The sequence below is a fragment of the Pseudomonas sp. FBCC-B35 genome (assembly GCF_059133755.1).
Map to the genome: position 1 here is coordinate 2822217 of NZ_CP101439.1, position 16463 is coordinate 2838679.

Annotated in this window: 19 protein-coding genes and 1 tRNA gene; 10 read left to right on the forward strand and 10 right to left on the reverse strand. The window is 60.3% G+C overall.

What is annotated here, in order from left to right; all coding sequences use genetic code 11:
• Nucleotides 1-69 precede the first annotated feature (69 nt).
• The 6 genes from ahpC to NMB38_RS12925 form a co-directional block, all read right to left on the reverse strand.
• Nucleotides 70-633, reverse strand: a complete 564-nt coding sequence (gene ahpC, locus NMB38_RS12900) for an alkyl hydroperoxide reductase subunit C (protein WP_028686434.1) — start codon at nt 631-633, stop codon at nt 70-72.
• 248 nt (nt 634-881) lie between these two features.
• Nucleotides 882-2237, reverse strand: a complete 1356-nt coding sequence (gorA, locus tag NMB38_RS12905; protein ID WP_027916105.1) for a glutathione-disulfide reductase — start codon at nt 2235-2237, stop codon at nt 882-884.
• Between the two features lie 148 nt (nt 2238-2385).
• The gene (gene galU / locus NMB38_RS12910) at nt 2386-3225 is read right to left on the reverse strand and encodes a UTP--glucose-1-phosphate uridylyltransferase GalU (protein ID WP_027916106.1); all 840 of its coding nucleotides are present in this window, start codon (nt 3223-3225) and stop codon (nt 2386-2388) included.
• Nucleotides 3226-3408: 183 nt separating this feature from the next.
• On the reverse strand, nt 3409-4320 hold the full coding sequence (locus tag NMB38_RS12915; protein ID WP_049695791.1) for a c-type cytochrome: 912 nt from the start codon (nt 4318-4320) through the stop codon (nt 3409-3411).
• The gene (locus NMB38_RS12920; RefSeq protein ID WP_490806145.1) at nt 4317-4967 is read right to left on the reverse strand and encodes a c-type cytochrome; all 651 of its coding nucleotides are present in this window, start codon (nt 4965-4967) and stop codon (nt 4317-4319) included. Before NMB38_RS12920 ends, NMB38_RS12915 begins: the two co-directional genes overlap by 4 nt.
• A gap of 77 nt (nt 4968-5044) precedes the next feature.
• On the reverse strand, nt 5045-5407 hold the full coding sequence (locus tag NMB38_RS12925; RefSeq protein ID WP_104926717.1) for a hypothetical protein: 363 nt from the start codon (nt 5405-5407) through the stop codon (nt 5045-5047).
• Between the two features lie 159 nt (nt 5408-5566).
• On the opposite strand from NMB38_RS12925, the gene NMB38_RS12930 reads away from it, so the two are divergent.
• From NMB38_RS12930 to csrA, 8 genes are all read left to right on the forward strand, one after another.
• On the forward strand, nt 5567-5869 hold the full coding sequence (locus tag NMB38_RS12930; RefSeq protein ID WP_027916110.1) for a DUF1883 domain-containing protein: 303 nt from the start codon (nt 5567-5569) through the stop codon (nt 5867-5869).
• Nucleotides 5870-5877: 8 nt separating this feature from the next.
• A complete protein-coding gene (locus NMB38_RS12935) occupies nt 5878-6048 on the forward strand; it encodes a hypothetical protein (RefSeq protein WP_088523181.1) in 171 nt (56 codons plus the stop codon).
• 39 nt (nt 6049-6087) lie between these two features.
• Nucleotides 6088-7164, forward strand: coding sequence for an NAD(P)H-dependent flavin oxidoreductase (locus tag NMB38_RS12940; protein ID WP_104926318.1), 1077 nt, complete (start codon nt 6088-6090; stop codon nt 7162-7164).
• 116 nt (nt 7165-7280) lie between these two features.
• Nucleotides 7281-8033, forward strand: coding sequence for a molybdate ABC transporter substrate-binding protein (gene modA, locus NMB38_RS12945; RefSeq protein ID WP_027916112.1), 753 nt, complete (start codon nt 7281-7283; stop codon nt 8031-8033).
• Nucleotides 8033-8713, forward strand: coding sequence for a molybdate ABC transporter permease subunit (gene modB, locus NMB38_RS12950; protein WP_027916113.1), 681 nt, complete (start codon nt 8033-8035; stop codon nt 8711-8713). Before modA ends, modB begins: the two co-directional genes overlap by 1 nt.
• Nucleotide 8714: 1 nt before the next feature.
• Nucleotides 8715-9806, forward strand: a complete 1092-nt coding sequence (modC, locus tag NMB38_RS12955) for a molybdenum ABC transporter ATP-binding protein (protein ID WP_028686440.1) — start codon at nt 8715-8717, stop codon at nt 9804-9806.
• A gap of 71 nt (nt 9807-9877) precedes the next feature.
• On the forward strand, nt 9878-10900 hold the full coding sequence (locus tag NMB38_RS12960) for a DNA topoisomerase IB (RefSeq protein ID WP_027916115.1): 1023 nt from the start codon (nt 9878-9880) through the stop codon (nt 10898-10900).
• A 253-nt stretch (nt 10901-11153) separates the two neighbouring features.
• Nucleotides 11154-11345 carry a carbon storage regulator CsrA gene (gene csrA / locus NMB38_RS12965; protein WP_027916116.1) on the forward strand — a complete coding sequence of 64 codons (192 nt, stop codon included), beginning with the start codon at nt 11154-11156 and terminating at the stop codon, nt 11343-11345.
• 41 nt (nt 11346-11386) lie between these two features.
• Here csrA and NMB38_RS12970 read toward each other — a convergent pair whose 3' ends face one another.
• From NMB38_RS12970 to NMB38_RS12980, 3 genes are read right to left on the reverse strand one after another with little or no spacing between them, the layout of a single operon-like run.
• A complete protein-coding gene (locus tag NMB38_RS12970; RefSeq protein WP_027916117.1) occupies nt 11387-11740 on the reverse strand; it encodes a response regulator in 354 nt (117 codons plus the stop codon).
• An 11-nt stretch (nt 11741-11751) separates the two neighbouring features.
• Entirely contained in the window at nt 11752-13197 is a 1446-nt protein-coding gene (locus tag NMB38_RS12975) for an ATPase domain-containing protein (protein WP_028686443.1), read from the reverse strand.
• Nucleotides 13198-13207: 10 nt separating this feature from the next.
• Nucleotides 13208-14362 (reverse strand): two-component system sensor histidine kinase NtrB, encoded by a 1155-nt coding sequence (locus NMB38_RS12980; RefSeq protein WP_027916119.1) that lies wholly within the window; start codon nt 14360-14362, stop codon nt 13208-13210.
• 290 nt (nt 14363-14652) lie between these two features.
• Between NMB38_RS12980 and NMB38_RS12985 the strand changes: the two genes are divergently transcribed.
• Nucleotides 14653-14737: transfer RNA gene (locus NMB38_RS12985), tRNA-Leu, on the forward strand.
• Nucleotides 14738-14796: 59 nt separating this feature from the next.
• Here the strand turns inward: NMB38_RS12985 and NMB38_RS12990 are convergent.
• Complete coding sequence (locus NMB38_RS12990) at nt 14797-14985, reverse strand: hypothetical protein (RefSeq protein ID WP_027916120.1); 189 nt, start codon at nt 14983-14985, stop codon at nt 14797-14799.
• 432 nt (nt 14986-15417) lie between these two features.
• Here NMB38_RS12990 and adhP point away from each other — a divergent pair, with 432 nt between their 5' ends.
• Complete coding sequence (adhP, locus tag NMB38_RS12995) at nt 15418-16428, forward strand: alcohol dehydrogenase AdhP (RefSeq protein WP_028686444.1); 1011 nt, start codon at nt 15418-15420, stop codon at nt 16426-16428.
• The last annotated feature ends 35 nt before the right edge of the window (nt 16429-16463 follow it).

Consider the following 16463-nt stretch of genomic DNA (forward strand, 5'->3'; position numbering starts at 1 on the left):
CATGACTGGCTGCTCATCCCGCAAGGCCTGTGCGGCGCTGCCGCTGCACAGGCGCTTATCGGGCGACAATCAGATCTTGCCGACCAGATCCAGCGACGGCGCCAGAGTGGCCTCGCCTTCTTTCCACTTGGCTGGGCAGACTTCGCCTGGGTGGGCGGCGACATACTGGGCAGCCTTGACCTTGCGCAGCAGCTCGGTGGCGTCACGACCCACACCGCCGTCGTTCAGCTCGACGATCTTGATCTGGCCTTCGGGGTTGATCACGAAGGTACCGCGGTCCGCCAGGCCGGCTTCTTCGATCAGCACGTCGAAGTTGCGGGCGATCACATGGGTCGGGTCGCCGATCAGTGGGTACTGAATCTTGCCGATGGTGTCCGAGGTGTCGTGCCACGCTTTGTGGGTAAAGTGGGTGTCGGTGGAAACACCGTAGATCTCAACGCCCAGTTTCTGGAACTCGGCATAGTTGTCAGCAAGGTCACCCAGCTCGGTCGGGCAAACGAACGTAAAGTCGGCTGGATAGAAGAACACGACAGACCATTTGCCTTTCAGGTCGGCTTCGCTGACCGGGACGAACTCGCCCTTGTGGTAGGCAGTGGCGTTGAACGGTTTGACCTGGCTGTTGATGATAGGCATGAGAGACGCTCCTTCATGGGTTGAAATCAGTTGACGGAGAGAATCCTAACCGCATGGACCGATAAAGGCTCATTGGCAAACCTGATGCTCATGATTGGTTTTGGCTATGAGTGGGACAGGTTAGAGAGCGCTTCCCGCGGTAATGCCCAAGCGCGCGGCTAGCCTATGAAACCGACCGCGCATGGGGCGACGATTACGTAATCGTCGCCCCGCAAGCAGGCCGCACGTTGCATGCGGCCTGGGCTGAGTCAGCGGGTCACCGTGCGCAGAGTCACGAACTCTTCCGCTGCCGTGGGGTGCACGCCGATGGTTTCATCGAACTGTTGCTTGGTCGCGCCCGCCTTGAGTGCGATGCCAAGGCCCTGGATGATCTCGCCTGCATCCGGCCCGACCATGTGGCAACCCAGTACCTTGTCGGTCTTGGCATCTACCACCAGCTTCATCAAGGTCTTTTCCTGAATGTCGGTGAGGGTCAGCTTCATGGCGCGGAAGCGGCTTTCAAAGACCTTGACCTCGTAGCCCTGCTCGACGGCCTGTTCTTCAGTGAGCCCTACCGTGCCGATAGGCGGCTGGCTGAACACGGCCGTGGGGATGTTCTGGTAATCCACGGGGCGGTACTGCTCCGGCTTGAACAGACGCCTGGCCACAGCCATGCCTTCGGCCAATGCCACCGGGGTCAACTGCACACGGCCGATTACATCTCCAATGGCCAGGATCGAAGGCGCCGTGGTCTGGTACTGATCGTCTACGCGCACGTAGCCCTTGTCATCAAGTTCGACACCAGTGTTTTCCAGGCCAAGGTTGTCCAGCATTGGACGCCGGCCGGTGGCGTAGAAGATGCAGTCGGCAACCAGTTCCCGCCCGTCCTTGAGCGTCGCCTTGAGGCTGCCATCCTCAAGCTTGTCGATGCGCTGGATGTCAGCATTGAACTGCAAATCGAGCCCGCGCTTTTCGAGCTCCTCCTTCAGGTGAGTGCGCACCGAACCATCGAAGCCGCGCAGGAACAGATCGCCGCGGTACAACAACGTTGTCGCGGCGCCCAGCCCTTGGAAGATCCCGGCAAACTCCACCGCGATGTAGCCGCCGCCCACCACCAACACCCGCCGCGGCAGGTCCTTGAGGTAAAACGCTTCGTTGGAGGTGATCGCCAATTCCTTGCCCGGGATGTCCGGCACCTGGGGCCAGCCGCCAGTGGCGATCAGGATGTGCTCGGCACTGTAGCGCTGGCCTTCGACTTCGACCTCGTTAGGTCCGGTGATGCGCGCATGACCTTGAACCAGGGTCACGCCGCTGTTGACCAGCAGGTTGCGGTAGATACCGTTGAGCCGTTCGATTTCACGGTTCTTGTTGGCAATCAGGGTGCCCCAGTCGAAGTGCCCTTCTTCCAGGGTCCAGCCGTATCCAGCCGCCTGCTCCAGCTCATCAGCCACATGGGCGCCATACACCAGCAGCTTTTTGGGCACACACCCCACGTTGACGCAGGTGCCGCCCAAATAGCGGCTCTCGGCAACCGCTACCTTGGCGCCAAAACCGGCAGCGAAACGTGCAGCGCGCACGCCACCGGAGCCGGCGCCAATCACGAACAGATCAAAATCGTAGGCCACTTTTCGTTCTCCAAAAAAAAGCTGCAAGCTTCAAGCGGCAGGCTGCACGAACGGGCAGCGTGGCTTGTCACTTGCAGCTTGGTACCGGCAGTTTCAAGCTTCAAGCATCAGGCAGCAAGAAAAAATGCGCCTGGCTTGCAGCAGGGGCTCAGTAAGCCTTGCCAGCCTTGTAGTAGTTCTCGAAGCAGAAGTTGGTCGCGTCGATGTAGCCCTCGGCGCCACCGCAGTCGAAACGCTTCCCTTTGAATTTGTACGCGATCACGCAGCCGCTCTGGGCTTGCTTCATCAAGGCGTCGGTAATCTGGATCTCACCGCCTTTGCCGGGCTCGATGTTCTCGATGATATCGAAGATGTCGGGCGTCAGGATGTAACGGCCGATGATGGCCAGGTTGGACGGCGCATCCTCGGGTTTGGGCTTCTCAACCATGTTGGTGACACGGAAAATGTCGTCACGAATCATGTCGCCGGCAATGACACCGTATTTGTTGGTTTCCTGCGGATCGACTTCCTGAATGGCGACGATCGAGCAACGGAACTGGTTGTACAGCTTCACCATCTGGGTCAGCACGCCATCGCCTTCCGGGTTGACGCACAGGTCATCGGCCAGCACCACTGCGAACGGCTCGTCGCCGATCAGGGGACGGCCAGTGAGGATCGCGTGACCCAAGCCTTTCATTTCGGTCTGACGGGTGTAGGAGAACGAGCACTCGTCCAGCAGGCGACGAATGCCTACCAGGTACTTCTCCTTGTCGGTGCCCTTGATCTGGTTTTCCAGCTCGTAGCTGATGTCGAAGTGATCTTCCAGTGCGCGCTTACCGCGGCCGGTAACGATGGAGATCTCGCTCAACCCTGCATCCAATGCTTCCTCAACGCCGTACTGGATCAACGGCTTGTTGACCACTGGCAGCATTTCCTTCGGCATGGCTTTGGTGGCTGGCAGGAAGCGAGTGCCATAGCCGGCTGCCGGGAACAAGCATTTCTTGATCATAAACGTCCTTAACAAAGGCTAGGCCTGGGGGTTACGGCGCAGTCTAATCAGGCGGCGGTCACCTTACAATGCCCCGCCTGTGGCCGATCGTTGGGAACATAGAGGCAACCGCTCACGGATAGTTCAAAGGGCCGCCCAATATTCCTGACCGGTACGTCATCCTTCCAGGCCCTTGCCTGGCCATCAGCGACCGGTGCCCTGCCCGATCAACACGCCTTCGACCTTCTGGCCGTAGAGATTGACCCCATCATTGGCATGGAACTTCAGGCGGGTTTTCTCGATGGAGCCCTCTACCAACCTCGGGTCCTGGGGCCGCTCGTGCCGGTTTATCCAGGCCGCCACGTCCCAGGCCTGCTGGTCGCTGAGCGAGCCCGGTCGACCCAGCGGCATGTTGTACTTGATGAATGACGCCGCCGTATTGATCCGGTGCATGCCCGCCCCCCAGTTGTAGGCGTCCCTGCCCCATAGCGGCGGCATCACATACTCGCCCGCCACCTTCTGGCCTTCGCCCTTCTTGCCGTGGCAGATCGCGCACTGCTCGAGGTACACCTGCTGCCCACGCTTGAAGTCATAGCCCCCCGCTGGCGGCGCCACTTCCGGATAGCCTCGCCCGGCCAACGGCACACCGGTCGGCGCTTTGGTAGAGAGCCAGTAGGAATAAACCGACAGCGCGGTCATCTCCGGGCTGTCAGCCGCCGGCGGCTTGCCGTTCATGCTGAACTGAAAACATCCCTGGATTCGCTCGGCATACGTGTTGACCTTGTCGTTTTTCTTTCGGTAGGCCGGGTACATCGGGTAAGCGCCCCACAGAGGGGCCGAGTGCGCCATGCGCCCTTGATCAAGGTGGCAATTAGAGCAGTTCATGCCGTTGCCAACCGCTTCAGGCATCAGACGTCGGGTATCGACGAACAGGGCGTGCCCCTCGCGCACCCTCTTCCCAAACGCATTGTCCGGCAACTCGCCCTCTGCCGGCGGCACGAAGCGCGGTTGCGCCTGTGCATTCGGCACTTTGAGCTGGGACTGGTCTTCCATGGTCACGGGGCTGGCGTGAACGCTACCTGCTGCCAGCAGCAGGGCTGTAAGCAAAGGCTTCATGGCTTGGCCTCCAGGTTGGCAGGAAGAGCGAAAAACGCGGAAACGGCCGTGATCTCGTCGGGGGTCATGGCCTTGGCCACGCCGACCATCAACTGGTTGGGGTCGTTGCTGCGCGTTCCATCACGCCAAGCGTTCAGTTGAGCCGCCAGATAAGCGGCGGGCTGGCCAGACAACGGCGGGAAATGCTCGCCTACGCCGCCACCGCCTGGGCCATGGCACTGGATACATCCAGGGACGTGCCGGTTCCAGTCGCCATAAAGCGCAAGCCGCAGCGTTGGATCATTGGCGATTTGCTGACGACGCAGGTCACCGGTTGCCGGCGCCGGCAAGCTGGCCAGGTAGGCACTCACCGCTGTGATCTCGTCCTCGGACAATGCCTTTGCCAAGGGCGCCATGACCGCCTGCTCTCGAGTACCATTGCGCCAGTCACGCAGTTGCTTGCTCAAGTAAGGGGCCGGCAGGCCGGCGAGCCGTGGGAAGCCTGCTGCGCCGATACCGTTGCCATCGGCACCGTGGCATCCAATGCAGGCGAGGGCTGCAGGGTCGGCGCCCCCTTGGGTAAAGACTTTCTGGCCATCTGCAGCGTGGGCCGATGCCCAGGCCAGGGACATCAGGCCACCGATCACCATGACGCTGAATGGTCTCATCACGAACCTCCTTTTCTATTGTTATATGCTTAGGCCCAAAACATATAAGCAAAAGGAGGTCGGTCACTTGCGCTGGGTCAATCCCCGGAAATACAAGCCGTCGCGGCTTTACGCACATCACCCGGGCGCAATGGGAAGTTGCTCAGACGTTCATGCAACTTGATGCTGCTGCCATTGTTGCCACGCTGGCTGATATCCAGAAGCGCGCCTGGGCCCTCGCCTGGCGAAAACTTCTGCGGCACGATCAAGCGCAATCCATCACCGCGTTTTTCTTCCGTCAACGGGCCACGCGAGTCGGCCAGCCGGACCTTCACGCAGTCGGCATATTCACGTGGCGTCTTGCCTGACATCACATCCATCGTCTCATGGGATTGTTCTAGGTCAGACACACTGGCGCACCCGGCCAGGGTCAGCATCCACGCCGCCAACATCCACTTCATCTGCTGCACCTCTGTCATCAGGAACACCGTTCGACCGTAATCTGGCTCTTTTGCTCCCTGTACTGGCAGATTTATCTGCGCCCGGTCAGCAGCCCGGCGCGCTCACCGCGCATCGTGTTATCGTGCGCGTTTGCAAAACCAGACTTTGCGGAGCCACACATGAAATTCGTACACCAGCGCGAGCACCTCAACGAGGACGACATCGTCGTCATCGAGTGCTCCCAGCGCTGCAACATCCGTCTGATGAACGACGCCAACTTCCGCAGCTTCAAGAATGGCGGTCGTCACACCTATCACGGCGGCCACTTCGACAAGTTTCCCGCCAAGATCACCGTGCCCAGCACCGGTTTCTGGAACATCACCATCGATACCGTGACGACCCGCCCGATCTCGGTCACGCGCAAGCCCAGCCTTACGCACAAGATCAAGATCATCCGTCGTTCCTCGTCGCAGCTCAGGTAAGGCCAGCCATGACCCAAACCATCAAGTACGTCATCAAGTACAAGCTCGAAGGCCAGCGCCGCTGGGATTTCGCCCTCATGTCAGACGACTCTCGGGAACAAGCGCTACAAGCCCTGCGCAAGATCCATGGTGAAGACGTGGACAAGGTCAGCGACATCCAGGTCAGCAAGGCACTCTAATCGCCCAGTCTCCATCCATTGCGCCTGAAGGAGCGTCGCATGAGCCAGTGGCCCGATCGCCGTGTTCTCGATTTGCTGGGTATCGAACTGCCCATCCTTCAAGCGCCGATGGCCGGGGCATCAGGTACGGCGATGGCTATTGCGGTAAGCCAGGCCGGTGGGCTGGGCGCATTGCCTTGCGCCATGCTCACGCACCAGCAGGTACGCGAGCAAATCGGTGTCTTTCGAGCCGCCAGCCCTGGCCGCGCCCTGAACCTGAACTTCTTCTGCCATCAGGTACCGGCATCCGATGCTGACGCCCTCACCGCTTGGAAGCAGGTGCTCGAGCCCTACTATCGAACGCTGGGGGCTGATTTCGAAGCACCTGCACCGGTGTCCAACCGCGCGCCTTTCGACGAACACAGCTGCCAGCTGGTCGAGAACCTGCGCCCTGAAGTGGTGAGTTTTCACTTCGGCCTGCCTCAGGCTGACCTGCTGCGCAGGGTCAAAGCCAGTGGGGCCCGAGTACTGTCCAGTGCCACAACCGTCGAAGAGGCACGCTGGCTGCAGGATCGCGGCTGTGATGCGATCATCGCCATGGGTTATGAGGCTGGCGGGCATCGCGGCATGTTCCTCAGTGAAGACATCACCACCCAAATCGGTACGCTTGCGCTGGTGCCGCAGGTGGTCGATGCCGTCGATGTCCCGGTGATTGCGGCCGGTGGCATTGGCGATCACCGTGGTGTGCTGGCCGCACTGGCATTGGGTGCCTCTGCGGTGCAGATCGGCACCGCCTACCTGTTCTGCCCCGAAGCCACCGTGTCGCCGTTTCATCGGCAGGTGCTGGACAGCGCGTCCGCCAGCGACACGGCCCTGACCAACCTGTTCACCGGTCGCCCGGCCCGCGGTATCCATAATCGCCTGATGCGCGAGCTGGGCCCCATGAGCGCGCAGGCACCCCGGTTTCCGCTCGCAGGTGGCGCATTGATGCCACTGCGGGCAATCACTGAAGCCCAAGGCAGCAGTGATTTCAGCAACCTTTGGGCAGGCCAGGCACTACGCCTCGGCCGGCACTTGTCCGCTGCAGACCTGACCCGTGACATTGCAGACAAGGCATTGGCTCGTCTGAACCGCTAACCGGACCGATCGAGCGCGCCGTGCCTTGCTTGAGCCTCGATCCAATAAAAACAGCTGCAAGCAACTGGCGAAGCGCTATATAGTCAGGCATATAACGAAAACCAGGAGCTTTCCCAATGCGTTCTCGCCTGCCTTACCTAGCCGCCCTCGCCAGCCTGATTACCCTGAACACTGCCTGGGCCGACGAGGTCCAGGTGGCTGTCGCTGCCAACTTCACCGCACCCATCCAGGCCATCGCCAAGGACTTCGAGAAGGACACCGGCCATAAGCTGATTGCAGCCTACGGCGCTACCGGACAGTTCTATGCCCAGATCAACAACGGTGCCCCTTTCGAAGTGTTCCTGGCCGCAGACGACAGCACCCCGGCCAAGCTCGAGAAAGAGCACGCCATCGTGCCAGGCTCACGCTTTACCTACGCCATCGGCACGCTGGCCCTGTGGTCGGCCCAGCCTGGGTATGTGGATGACAAGGGCGCAGTCTTGCAGCGCAATGCATACCAGCACCTCGCGCTCGCCAACCCGAAGACCGCCCCTTACGGCCTGGCGGCCACGCAAGTGCTAGAAAAGCTCAAGCTGACCGAGGCGACGCGCGACAAATGGGTAGAAGGTCAAAATATCACCCAAGCCTTCCAGTTCGTCTCTACCGGTAACGCAGAACTGGGCTTCGTGGCGCTGTCGCAGATCTTCAAAGATGGCAAGGTGCAGAGCGGTTCGGCCTGGATCGTCCCGGCTTCCTTGCACGACCCCATTCGTCAAGACGCGGTGATTCTGGAAAAAGGCAAGGACAACCCGGCTGCCAAGGCCTTGGTGGACTACCTCAAGGGCCCCAAGGCAGCTGCGGTGATCAAAGCCTATGGCTATGAAATCTGATGCCGCTCGATGCCAGTGACCTTGGCGCCATCTGGCTCACCCTGAAGCTGGCCAGCCTGACCACCCTGATTCTTTTAATCGTAGGCACACCTGTTGCCTGGTGGCTGGCACGCACGCGGTCATGGTTTCGCGGGCCGATAGGCGCCATCGTTGCCCTGCCCTTGGTGCTGCCGCCGACGGTGATCGGGTTTTACCTGCTGATTGCACTAGGCCCGCATGGCTGGCTTGGCCAAGGGATTGCGGCACTGGGCCTGGGCAATGTGGTGTTCAGCTTCTCGGGCCTTGTAATCGGCTCGGTCATCTACTCGATGCCCTTTGTGGTCCAGCCGTTGCAAAACGCTTTTGCCGCCATTGGCAAGCGCCCCATGGAAGTGGCGGCCACGCTGCGCGCCGGGCCCTGGGACAGTTTCGTGCATGTGGCGCTACCACTGGCCCGTCCGGGTTTCATCACCGCCAGCATCCTGGGTTTTGCCCACACCGTAGGCGAGTTTGGTGTCGTGTTGATGATCGGAGGCAACATTCCAGACAAGACCCGCGTGGTATCCGTGCAGATCTTCGACCATGTCGAGGCGATGGCCTACACCCAGGCGCACTGGCTCGCAGGCGCCATGCTGGCGTTCTCTTTCTTGGTGCTGCTGTTGCTGTACGCAGGCCGACGCGGCAATGCGGGCTGGAACTGACATGACGCACTCGATCGTGGCACGCCTGAAACTGGCACGCGACGCTTTCACCCTGGACGTCGACCTGCAACTGCCAGGGCGCGGTATCAGCGCATTGTTTGGACACTCCGGCTCGGGCAAAACCAGTTGCCTGCGCTGTCTGGCCGGGCTGGAGCGCCCTGGCCAAGCGTATGTGGAAATCAATGGCGAGGTCTGGGAGGACACCGCTCGTGGCGTCTTTCTACCGCCCCATCAGCGCCCGGTGGGCTACGTCTTCCAGGAGCCCAGCCTGTTCGCGCACCTGACCGTGCGTGGCAACCTGGAGTTCGGCTGGCGCCGTGTGCCGTGGACCCAGCGCAAGGTGGACCTGGAACACGCCAGCGAGCTGCTGGGCATCGGCCACCTGCTGGCGCGCCGGCCCTCGACGCTATCGGGTGGCGAGGCGCAACGCGTCGGGATTGCCCGCGCGCTGCTCAGCAGCCCCCGGCTGCTGCTGATGGATGAGCCCCTGGCTGCCTTGGACGGGCCCCGCAAGCGTGAAATCCTGCCTTACCTCGAGCGCCTGCACGAGGAACTGGACGTGCCTGTGGTTTATGTCAGCCACGCACAGGACGAAGTGGCGCGGCTGGCTGACCACGTCGTGCTGCTGGAGCATGGACGTGTGGTAGCGAGCGGCCCGGTTGCCCCTACCTTGGCGCGTCTGGACTTATCGTTGGCTCAGGGCGAGGATGCCGGCGTGGTGCTCGAAGGCCAGGTGACAGGCCATGACCCGCACTACGACCTGCTTGAACTGCGCTTGCCTGGCAACAACGGGCTCGTACTACGTTTCGCACACCCCATCCGGGCCCTGGGCAGCGCCTTGAGGGTCAAGGTCCACGCTCGCGATGTCAGCCTGGCGCTCACCGCCGACGGCACCTCAAGCATCCTCAACCGAGTGCAGGTTCAGGTACGCGCCACCCACGCTGCCGACAACCCAGCCCATTTATTGGTCAGCCTGGATGCCGACGGCAGCACCCTGCTCGCCCGTATTACGCGTTTCTCGGCGGACCAGCTTGGGGTACACCCAGGCCAGCGCCTGTATGCACAGATCAAATCGGTTGCATTGCTGAGCTGACGCGCAGAAATGGAGCAACGGCCAAGCGGCCGTTGTCCATTGATCAGTGACTTGATCGAGGCCTGCCGCCCATGCTCGACTGCCCGCTTCCCGAAACCCTGCATTACGTCGACGACAGCCAGCCCGGCTTGACTCGTCGCCGCTGGCGCGACCGCTTCATCTACCTGGACGCCAATGGTGAACGGGTCCGCGACCCTGAAACACTGGCACGTATCGCCGCACTGGTGATCCCACCGGCCTATACCGATGTCTGGATATGCGCCGACCCGCAAGGGCACTTGCAGGCCACTGGCCGCGATGCCCGTGGCCGCAAGCAGTACCGCTATCATGCCCAATGGCGTGAAACCCGTGACCAGCACAAATACGGCCGAATGCTCGCCTTCGCCCAGGCATTGCCAAAGCTGCGCTCACAATTGGAAACCCACTTGTCACGACCGGGCCTTGACCGTGAAAAGGTCATGGCCCTGGTAGTCAGCCTGCTGGACCATACCCTCATCCGCATTGGCAACCAGCGCTACATGCGCGACAACAAGTCCTATGGGCTGACGACCCTGCGCAATCGACATGTAGAGGTCAAGGGCAGTACCATCCGCTTTCAGTTCCGTGGCAAGCGTGGCGTCGAGCACGATGTGACGCTGCGTGACCGACGCTTGGCGGCCTTGCTGAAGCGTTGCATGGAACTGCCCGGCCAAGCGCTGTTCCAGTATCTGGATGCCGATGGCCAGCGTCACAGCATTGGTTCGAGCGACATCAATCAGTTTTTGCAACAGTTGACTGGCGCCGACTTCACGGCCAAGGACTACCGTACCTGGGCCGGCAGCAGTCTTGCGTTGGACCTGCTCAGACCCTTGGCCTGGGAGCCTGAAACCGAGGCCAAGCGCCAGGTCGCTGCCATTGTCAAACAAGTCGCCTCGCGCCTGGGCAACACCCCCGCCGTGTGCCGACGCTGCTATATCCACCCAGCGGTGCTGGAGCATTACACACTCGGGCGGCTGGCCGCCTTGCCCAAGAGCCGAGTGCGCAAGGGGCTGGACCCGGAAGAGGTCGCTTTGCTGGTCTTTCTCAAGGCATTGGAACAGCAGGCCGCACATTGAGCTTGTCTATCCACTCCATGATGCAAAGGTATTTCCTATTGAACGAGGCCCCCACTATCCTTCCCGACAGAGCACCTTGTCCTACAAATCCTTTATACGGTAGCTGGCTGTTCGCATCCCTTCTTCGTGCCATAGATTTTGACATTTTGGGAATTACTAGGCTTCTAAAGCGTCTTTAATGGAAGGAAAAGGGATAGGCTCCCACCGCTAGCGCACATGGCCTGCGGACTTTTTTATCACCAAGGAGAAGTACATGCTGATACTCACCCGTAAGGTTGGCGAGAGCATCGTCATCAACGATGACATCAAAGTCACCATTCTGGGCGTCAAAGGGATGCAGGTGAGAATAGGCATCGACGCACCCAAGGACGTTCAAGTGCACCGCGAGGAGATCTTCAAACGCATCCAGGCCGGCAATCCGGCCCCTGAGAAGCAGGACGATTGACACCGATCATTCAAGCGGGCTGCAGGGATGCGCCCACAGCCTTAGCCCTTCAGTAGGCCACGCACGGTCGCAATCATCTCGCCCATGTCGAATGGCTTGTCGAACACTGCCGCGAATAATGTCGGGCATCCCTCGCTGGCCTGGGCGCCGCTCATGAGGATGACCGGCAGCGTTCGCAAGGCAGGATCTGCCCGCATGGCACGTACCAGCTCCTGACCATTGAGCACGGGCATCATGTAGTCGGTGATGACCAACTGCACCTGTACGCGTTTGAGTACCTCCAGCGCTTTCTGGCCGTTACTCGCCTTTTCGATCGCATACCCTTCGTCTTCCAGGGCAAAACCCAAGATCTCGGCTATCAGGTATTCGTCGTCGACGATCAGCACAGTCTTCATGTAAGAGAAACCTAAAGGCTCCCTTGCGGCACAGCTGTGCCAGAAAGGGCCCCGCTGGTGCCTTCGAACGCTCTACGCAGTGAGATCCCAGACGATGCGATTACAAGCTCATGCAAAGACGCGTCGTGAGCACTGTCGCGTACTTTCAGGATGGAGAGCATTCGGCGCAAGGTGCCGTCGTGCTCAACGAATCGCATCAACACCAGGTTGTCGACGATGCTTGATAAATCGGGCGCTGGCGCAGTGATCTCCGCACCAAAGATATCGCGCATTTCCCAGGTCAGCATCACACTCACCTCTCGATTGCGCAGCTCTCCGGTCAACGCGCGAAAAAAGGCATTCAGACGGTCAGGCTCCGTGGACAGGCGGCTCCATGCGCCCAGGCTGTCGATAAGGACTCGCTTGGCCCCGGTTGCCTGCACCTGTTCGATCAAGCGCGCACCCAGCTGATCCAGCAGCACCTGCGTACAAGGCTCCCAGCACAGTGTCAAGCTCTGGGTCTGTTCCATGGCTGCAAAGTCGTACCCCAGCGAAGCCGCCTTGATGCGCAGGCGATCGGGTGATTCGTAGAAACCGAAATGCAAGCCGGGCGCCTGGGGTGTGCTGGCCGCCAGAAACGCCATGCCAAGCGAGGTCTTGCCAATGCCCGACGGGCCGATCAGAAGCGTTACAGAGGCGCAGGACAGTCCGCCATCGAGCATGTCGTCGAGCGTCGACACACCACTGCTGATCCGTGATGCAACCGCACTAGCGGGCGCACTGGGCTTGGCGAACAACGACTCCAGACGCGGAAACACCCTCACACCGGTATCGTCGATCAGGCACTCGTGACGCCCGGACAAGGCTCCACTGCCACGTGTCTTGCGCAACTGAATCGTGCGAACGGCGCGGCTACCCATCATCTGCTCACCCAGTTCGATCACGCCGTCGACCATCGTGTGTTCAGGGCTGCCTTCTTCGAGCCGCGCACTGGTCAACAACAGTACGGTGCAGCCAGCAAAGGCTGCATGACCTTGCAGCGCCGAGACGAATTTTTTGGTATCGAGCGATGTTTCGGCACGTAGGCGGGCATTGAGTACGCCATCGACGATGAGCAGGCTGGCCTTGTGTCGACTGATCTCCTGCCTCAGCAACCTGACCACGGCATCAAGGCCATCCTGCTCCAGGGTGTCGAAGGCGCTGACGAACTGGATCTGATCGCCGACCATCGAGGGGTCGAAGAAGTCCAGCGTGCCCAAGTATTGAAATAGCCGCTCATGGGACTCGCTGAGCAACGTTGCCACCAGCGCCCGGCCCCCCTTGCGCACATGCTCGCAGGCCAGTTGGTTGGCCAGAATGGTCTTGCCTGCGCCAGGTGGGCCCTGCACGATGTACGACGCACCCGCCACCAACCCACCTTTGAGCAGGGCATCGAGCCCGTCGATACCTGTCAACAATCGCTTGAGTGTCTGAGTCATGCTGTGCCCCTCACGGCTCGGTAACTGGCTGGCTTGAATGAACGGGCAAATACAGCCGCATGCACGTGCCGACCCCCAGCTCGCTTTGCACGCTGATGGCACCGCCGCTTTGCCTGGCAAATCCGTACACCTGGCTCAGGCCCAGGCCGGTGCCCTGACCGAAGGGTTTAGTGGTGAAAAAGGGTTCGAAAATACGTGGCTGTACCTCCGCCGCCATGCCCTCGCCGCTGTCTTGCACCTCGAAGCACACGAAGTGGCCGTGCAGGCCATCGACCTCACCTGTCAGCGACACCGCTTCGACGGTCAGCACGATGCGGCCTTCCTCGGCTATAGCATCCCGGGCATTGAACAGCAGGTTGAGCAACACCATTTGCAACTGACCAGCATCCACTTCGATGATGGGAAGATCGGGCTGCACTCGCGCATCCAGTGTGACCGAACTGGGCAGTGCGTGAACAAGCAATCCATGAGTGGCGTCGATCAGTTTGGCCGGCTCTATACAGGTCACCTCGAGCTTGCGATGACGCGCAAAGCTGAGCAGCTGACGGGTCAGGTCGGTGCCGCGCTGGCCAGCTTCCAGAATGTTGTGCAGCATGCGCTGAACGCGCTCTGGGTCCGGGGCGGCAAGGGCCAAGCGTGCAGAGCTGAGGATAATGGTCAGCAGGTTGTTGAAATCATGTGCCAGGCCACCGGTCAACTGACCCAGCGCCTCGAGCTTCTGAGCCTCGAACAGCTGCGCTCTGACGGCGTCCAGTTGCATCGCTGACTCACGGCGGTCGGTAATGTCCCGCGTGACCTTGGCAAGCCCGACGACCTGGCCTTGGTCATCGCGAACCACATCGAGGGCCACCAATGCCCAGAAGCGCGTGCCGTCTTTGCGCTGGCGCCACCCTTCATGCCGCGACACCCCCTGTTCGAGCGCTTGACGCAACAACTGCTCAGGCTTGCCTTCGGCGCAGTCTTCAGGCGTGAAGAACAGGGAAAAATGACGCCCCACCACTTCATCGGCGCTATAGCCCTTGATCCTCTGGGCGCCCGCATTCCACGAGGCGATATGGCCGGTGGTATCGAGCATGTAGATGGCGTAGTCCACCACCGACTGGACCAATTGCTCGTAACGATGAGCAGGCATATCTGAATTGACCTGGCAATCAGTTGAAACCATGCGAGCTCCATCGGCACGGCAGGTGAACATCATCCAAACGGCTAGAGCTCAGACCTTGACGCACGCTGTTCACCTTCATTGCGCAGTCGTCGGCCCGACCATCACATCCAGTGACTTGGCTAACATTGGGCCAAGCTCATGACACTGTCAATCGGCCAGGTGTGATGGGATGCGATGTGCGGAATATGGCAGCCAAGGTTGACTCTGCTATAACGGTGGGTTATAAAGCCGCCTTGATTGCACAGCCCTTCTGTCTGAAGTGAGCCGGCCCCCGTGGCCCTTTCAAGCGTGCGAGTGTGGTGGAATTGGTATACACAGCAGACTTAAAATCTGTCGGCGTGAGCCTTGCGGGTTCGAGTCCCGCCACTCGCACCACATCCTGAAGAAGGCGCCCAAGGCGCCTTTTTTGTTGCCTGTCTTTTGCTGGCCCGCCATCACTCATCCTCGCAGTCGTCGAACCACGCAGGATGATCGCGCTCTTCTTCTTCCAGCGCGTCAAGCGATGGCATCTCGATCTCGTCTTGCGCCCCATGGGCATCCGGCTCGAGCGCGTCTTGTTCATCGTGAAATTCATGATCCAGCAAATGATCATGCTCAGGTTCGTGCAGGTCGTCGTCGCGCATAATGAGCCTCGATTCAAGTGGCACGCCTGTATAGGCTCAACGGCTTCTGCGGTCAACGCCGCAGTGACTTAATCCCAGGTTAACGCCCTGCGTTCAACGTAGGAGCTCTCCCTTCAAGACGTTGTTGGCCCGCTCGTTCCTGGCGGGCATTTTTTTGTCGGTCAGCAGGGCCTGCCACTGCCCAGTCGCACATTTTCTTCACGTACGACGTACCCATCACCTTCTCTTCACGAAATGATCACATTCGCCTTGGCACTCTGACCGTGCTCCGTATGTTCTTGCAGCCCGCCGCATTCTTGCCGCGGGCTTTTCTTTTTGTCGCCGCCCTCAACGCCACCGCCTTCCTATCACCTGCGGCAGTTTTCCACTTGCAAGCGGGCGCTATTCTGCATGGGCTAGCTTCAAGTCAACCGAATAGACACGGAGGTTCGTATGAAAGCTGCTGTCGTAGCCCCAGGCGGTCGCGTTGAGGTGGTCGAAAAACATGTTCGCCCTCTCGAATACGGCGAGGCCCTGCTGAAAATGCAGTGTTGCGGCGTTTGCCACACTGATTTGCACGTCAAGAACGGTGACTTCGGCGACAAGACGGGTGTTGTGCTGGGCCATGAAGGCATTGGCGTGGTGCAGGACGTCGGTCCTGGCGTAACGTCCCTCAAACCGGGCGATCGCGCCAGCGTGGCCTGGTTCTATGAGGGCTGCGGCCACTGCGAGTATTGCACCAGCGGCAATGAAACGCTGTGCCGGCAGGTCAAGAACGCCGGTTACACCGTAGACGGTGGCATGGCCGAGGCCTGTATCGTCAAGGCCGACTACTCGGTAAAGGTACCGGAAGGGCTATCGTCCGCTGCGGCCAGCAGTATCACCTGCGCAGGCGTGACCACGTACAAGGCAGTCAAGACGTCCAACATTCGTCCCGGCCAGTGGATCGCAATCTACGGCCTCGGCGGGCTGGGCAACCTGGCACTGCAGTACGCCAAGAACGTCTTCAACGCCAAGGTCATTGCGATTGATGTCAACGAAGAGCAACTGCGCTTCGCGACTGAAATGGGAGCCGATCTTACCATCAACCCCTCCAGCCAGGATGCTGCCAAGGTCATCCAGGCCCAGACCGGTGGCGCCCATGCCGCTGTGGTTACCGCCGTGGCCAAGGGCGCCTTCGATTCGGCCGTCGATGCTCTGCGTGCCGGTGGGCGGCTGGTGGCCGTGGGGCTACCGTCAGAAGCGATGAACCTGAATATCCCGCGCTTGGTGCTCGATGGCATTGAGGTCATCGGTTCGCTGGTGGGCACGCGCCAGGACCTGCAAGAGGCCTTTCAATTTGCTGCCGAAGGCAAGGTGGTGCCAAAGGTCAGCCTGCGCCCCATCGAAGACATCAATCAGATCTTCGAAGAGATGCTCGATGGGCGCATCAAGGGCCGGATGGTGATCCAGTTCGAGGGCTGAACGAGGCCCTCCACTCAAGCTGTGTGCAGCGGGCA

Bases quoted from the DNA above. Each gene is read 5' to 3' on its own strand.
- ahpC (WP_028686434.1), bottom strand. From the start codon at position 633: ATGCCTATCATCAACAGCCAGGTCAAACCGTTCAACGCCACTGCCTAC.
- galU (WP_027916106.1), bottom strand. From the start codon at position 3,225: ATGATCAAGAAATGCTTGTTCCCGGCAGCCGGCTATGGCACTCGCTTC.
- NMB38_RS12915 (WP_049695791.1), bottom strand. From the start codon at position 4,320: ATGAAGCCTTTGCTTACAGCCCTGCTGCTGGCAGCAGGTAGCGTTCAC.
- NMB38_RS12920 (WP_490806145.1), bottom strand. From the start codon at position 4,967: ATGAGACCATTCAGCGTCATGGTGATCGGTGGCCTGATGTCCCTGGCC.
- NMB38_RS12925 (WP_104926717.1), bottom strand. From the start codon at position 5,407: ATGAAGTGGATGTTGGCGGCGTGGATGCTGACCCTGGCCGGGTGCGCC.
- NMB38_RS12930 (WP_027916110.1), top strand. From the start codon at position 5,567: ATGAAATTCGTACACCAGCGCGAGCACCTCAACGAGGACGACATCGTC.
- NMB38_RS12935 (WP_088523181.1), top strand. From the start codon at position 5,878: ATGACCCAAACCATCAAGTACGTCATCAAGTACAAGCTCGAAGGCCAG.
- NMB38_RS12940 (WP_104926318.1), top strand. From the start codon at position 6,088: ATGAGCCAGTGGCCCGATCGCCGTGTTCTCGATTTGCTGGGTATCGAA.
- modA (WP_027916112.1), top strand. From the start codon at position 7,281: ATGCGTTCTCGCCTGCCTTACCTAGCCGCCCTCGCCAGCCTGATTACC.
- modB (WP_027916113.1), top strand. From the start codon at position 8,033: ATGCCGCTCGATGCCAGTGACCTTGGCGCCATCTGGCTCACCCTGAAG.
- modC (WP_028686440.1), top strand. From the start codon at position 8,715: ATGACGCACTCGATCGTGGCACGCCTGAAACTGGCACGCGACGCTTTC.
- NMB38_RS12960 (WP_027916115.1), top strand. From the start codon at position 9,878: ATGCTCGACTGCCCGCTTCCCGAAACCCTGCATTACGTCGACGACAGC.
- csrA (WP_027916116.1), top strand. From the start codon at position 11,154: ATGCTGATACTCACCCGTAAGGTTGGCGAGAGCATCGTCATCAACGAT.
- NMB38_RS12970 (WP_027916117.1), bottom strand. From the start codon at position 11,740: ATGAAGACTGTGCTGATCGTCGACGACGAATACCTGATAGCCGAGATC.
- NMB38_RS12975 (WP_028686443.1), bottom strand. From the start codon at position 13,197: ATGACTCAGACACTCAAGCGATTGTTGACAGGTATCGACGGGCTCGAT.
- NMB38_RS12980 (WP_027916119.1), bottom strand. From the start codon at position 14,362: ATGGTTTCAACTGATTGCCAGGTCAATTCAGATATGCCTGCTCATCGT.
- NMB38_RS12990 (WP_027916120.1), bottom strand. From the start codon at position 14,985: ATGCGCGACGACGACCTGCACGAACCTGAGCATGATCATTTGCTGGAT.
- adhP (WP_028686444.1), top strand. From the start codon at position 15,418: ATGAAAGCTGCTGTCGTAGCCCCAGGCGGTCGCGTTGAGGTGGTCGAA.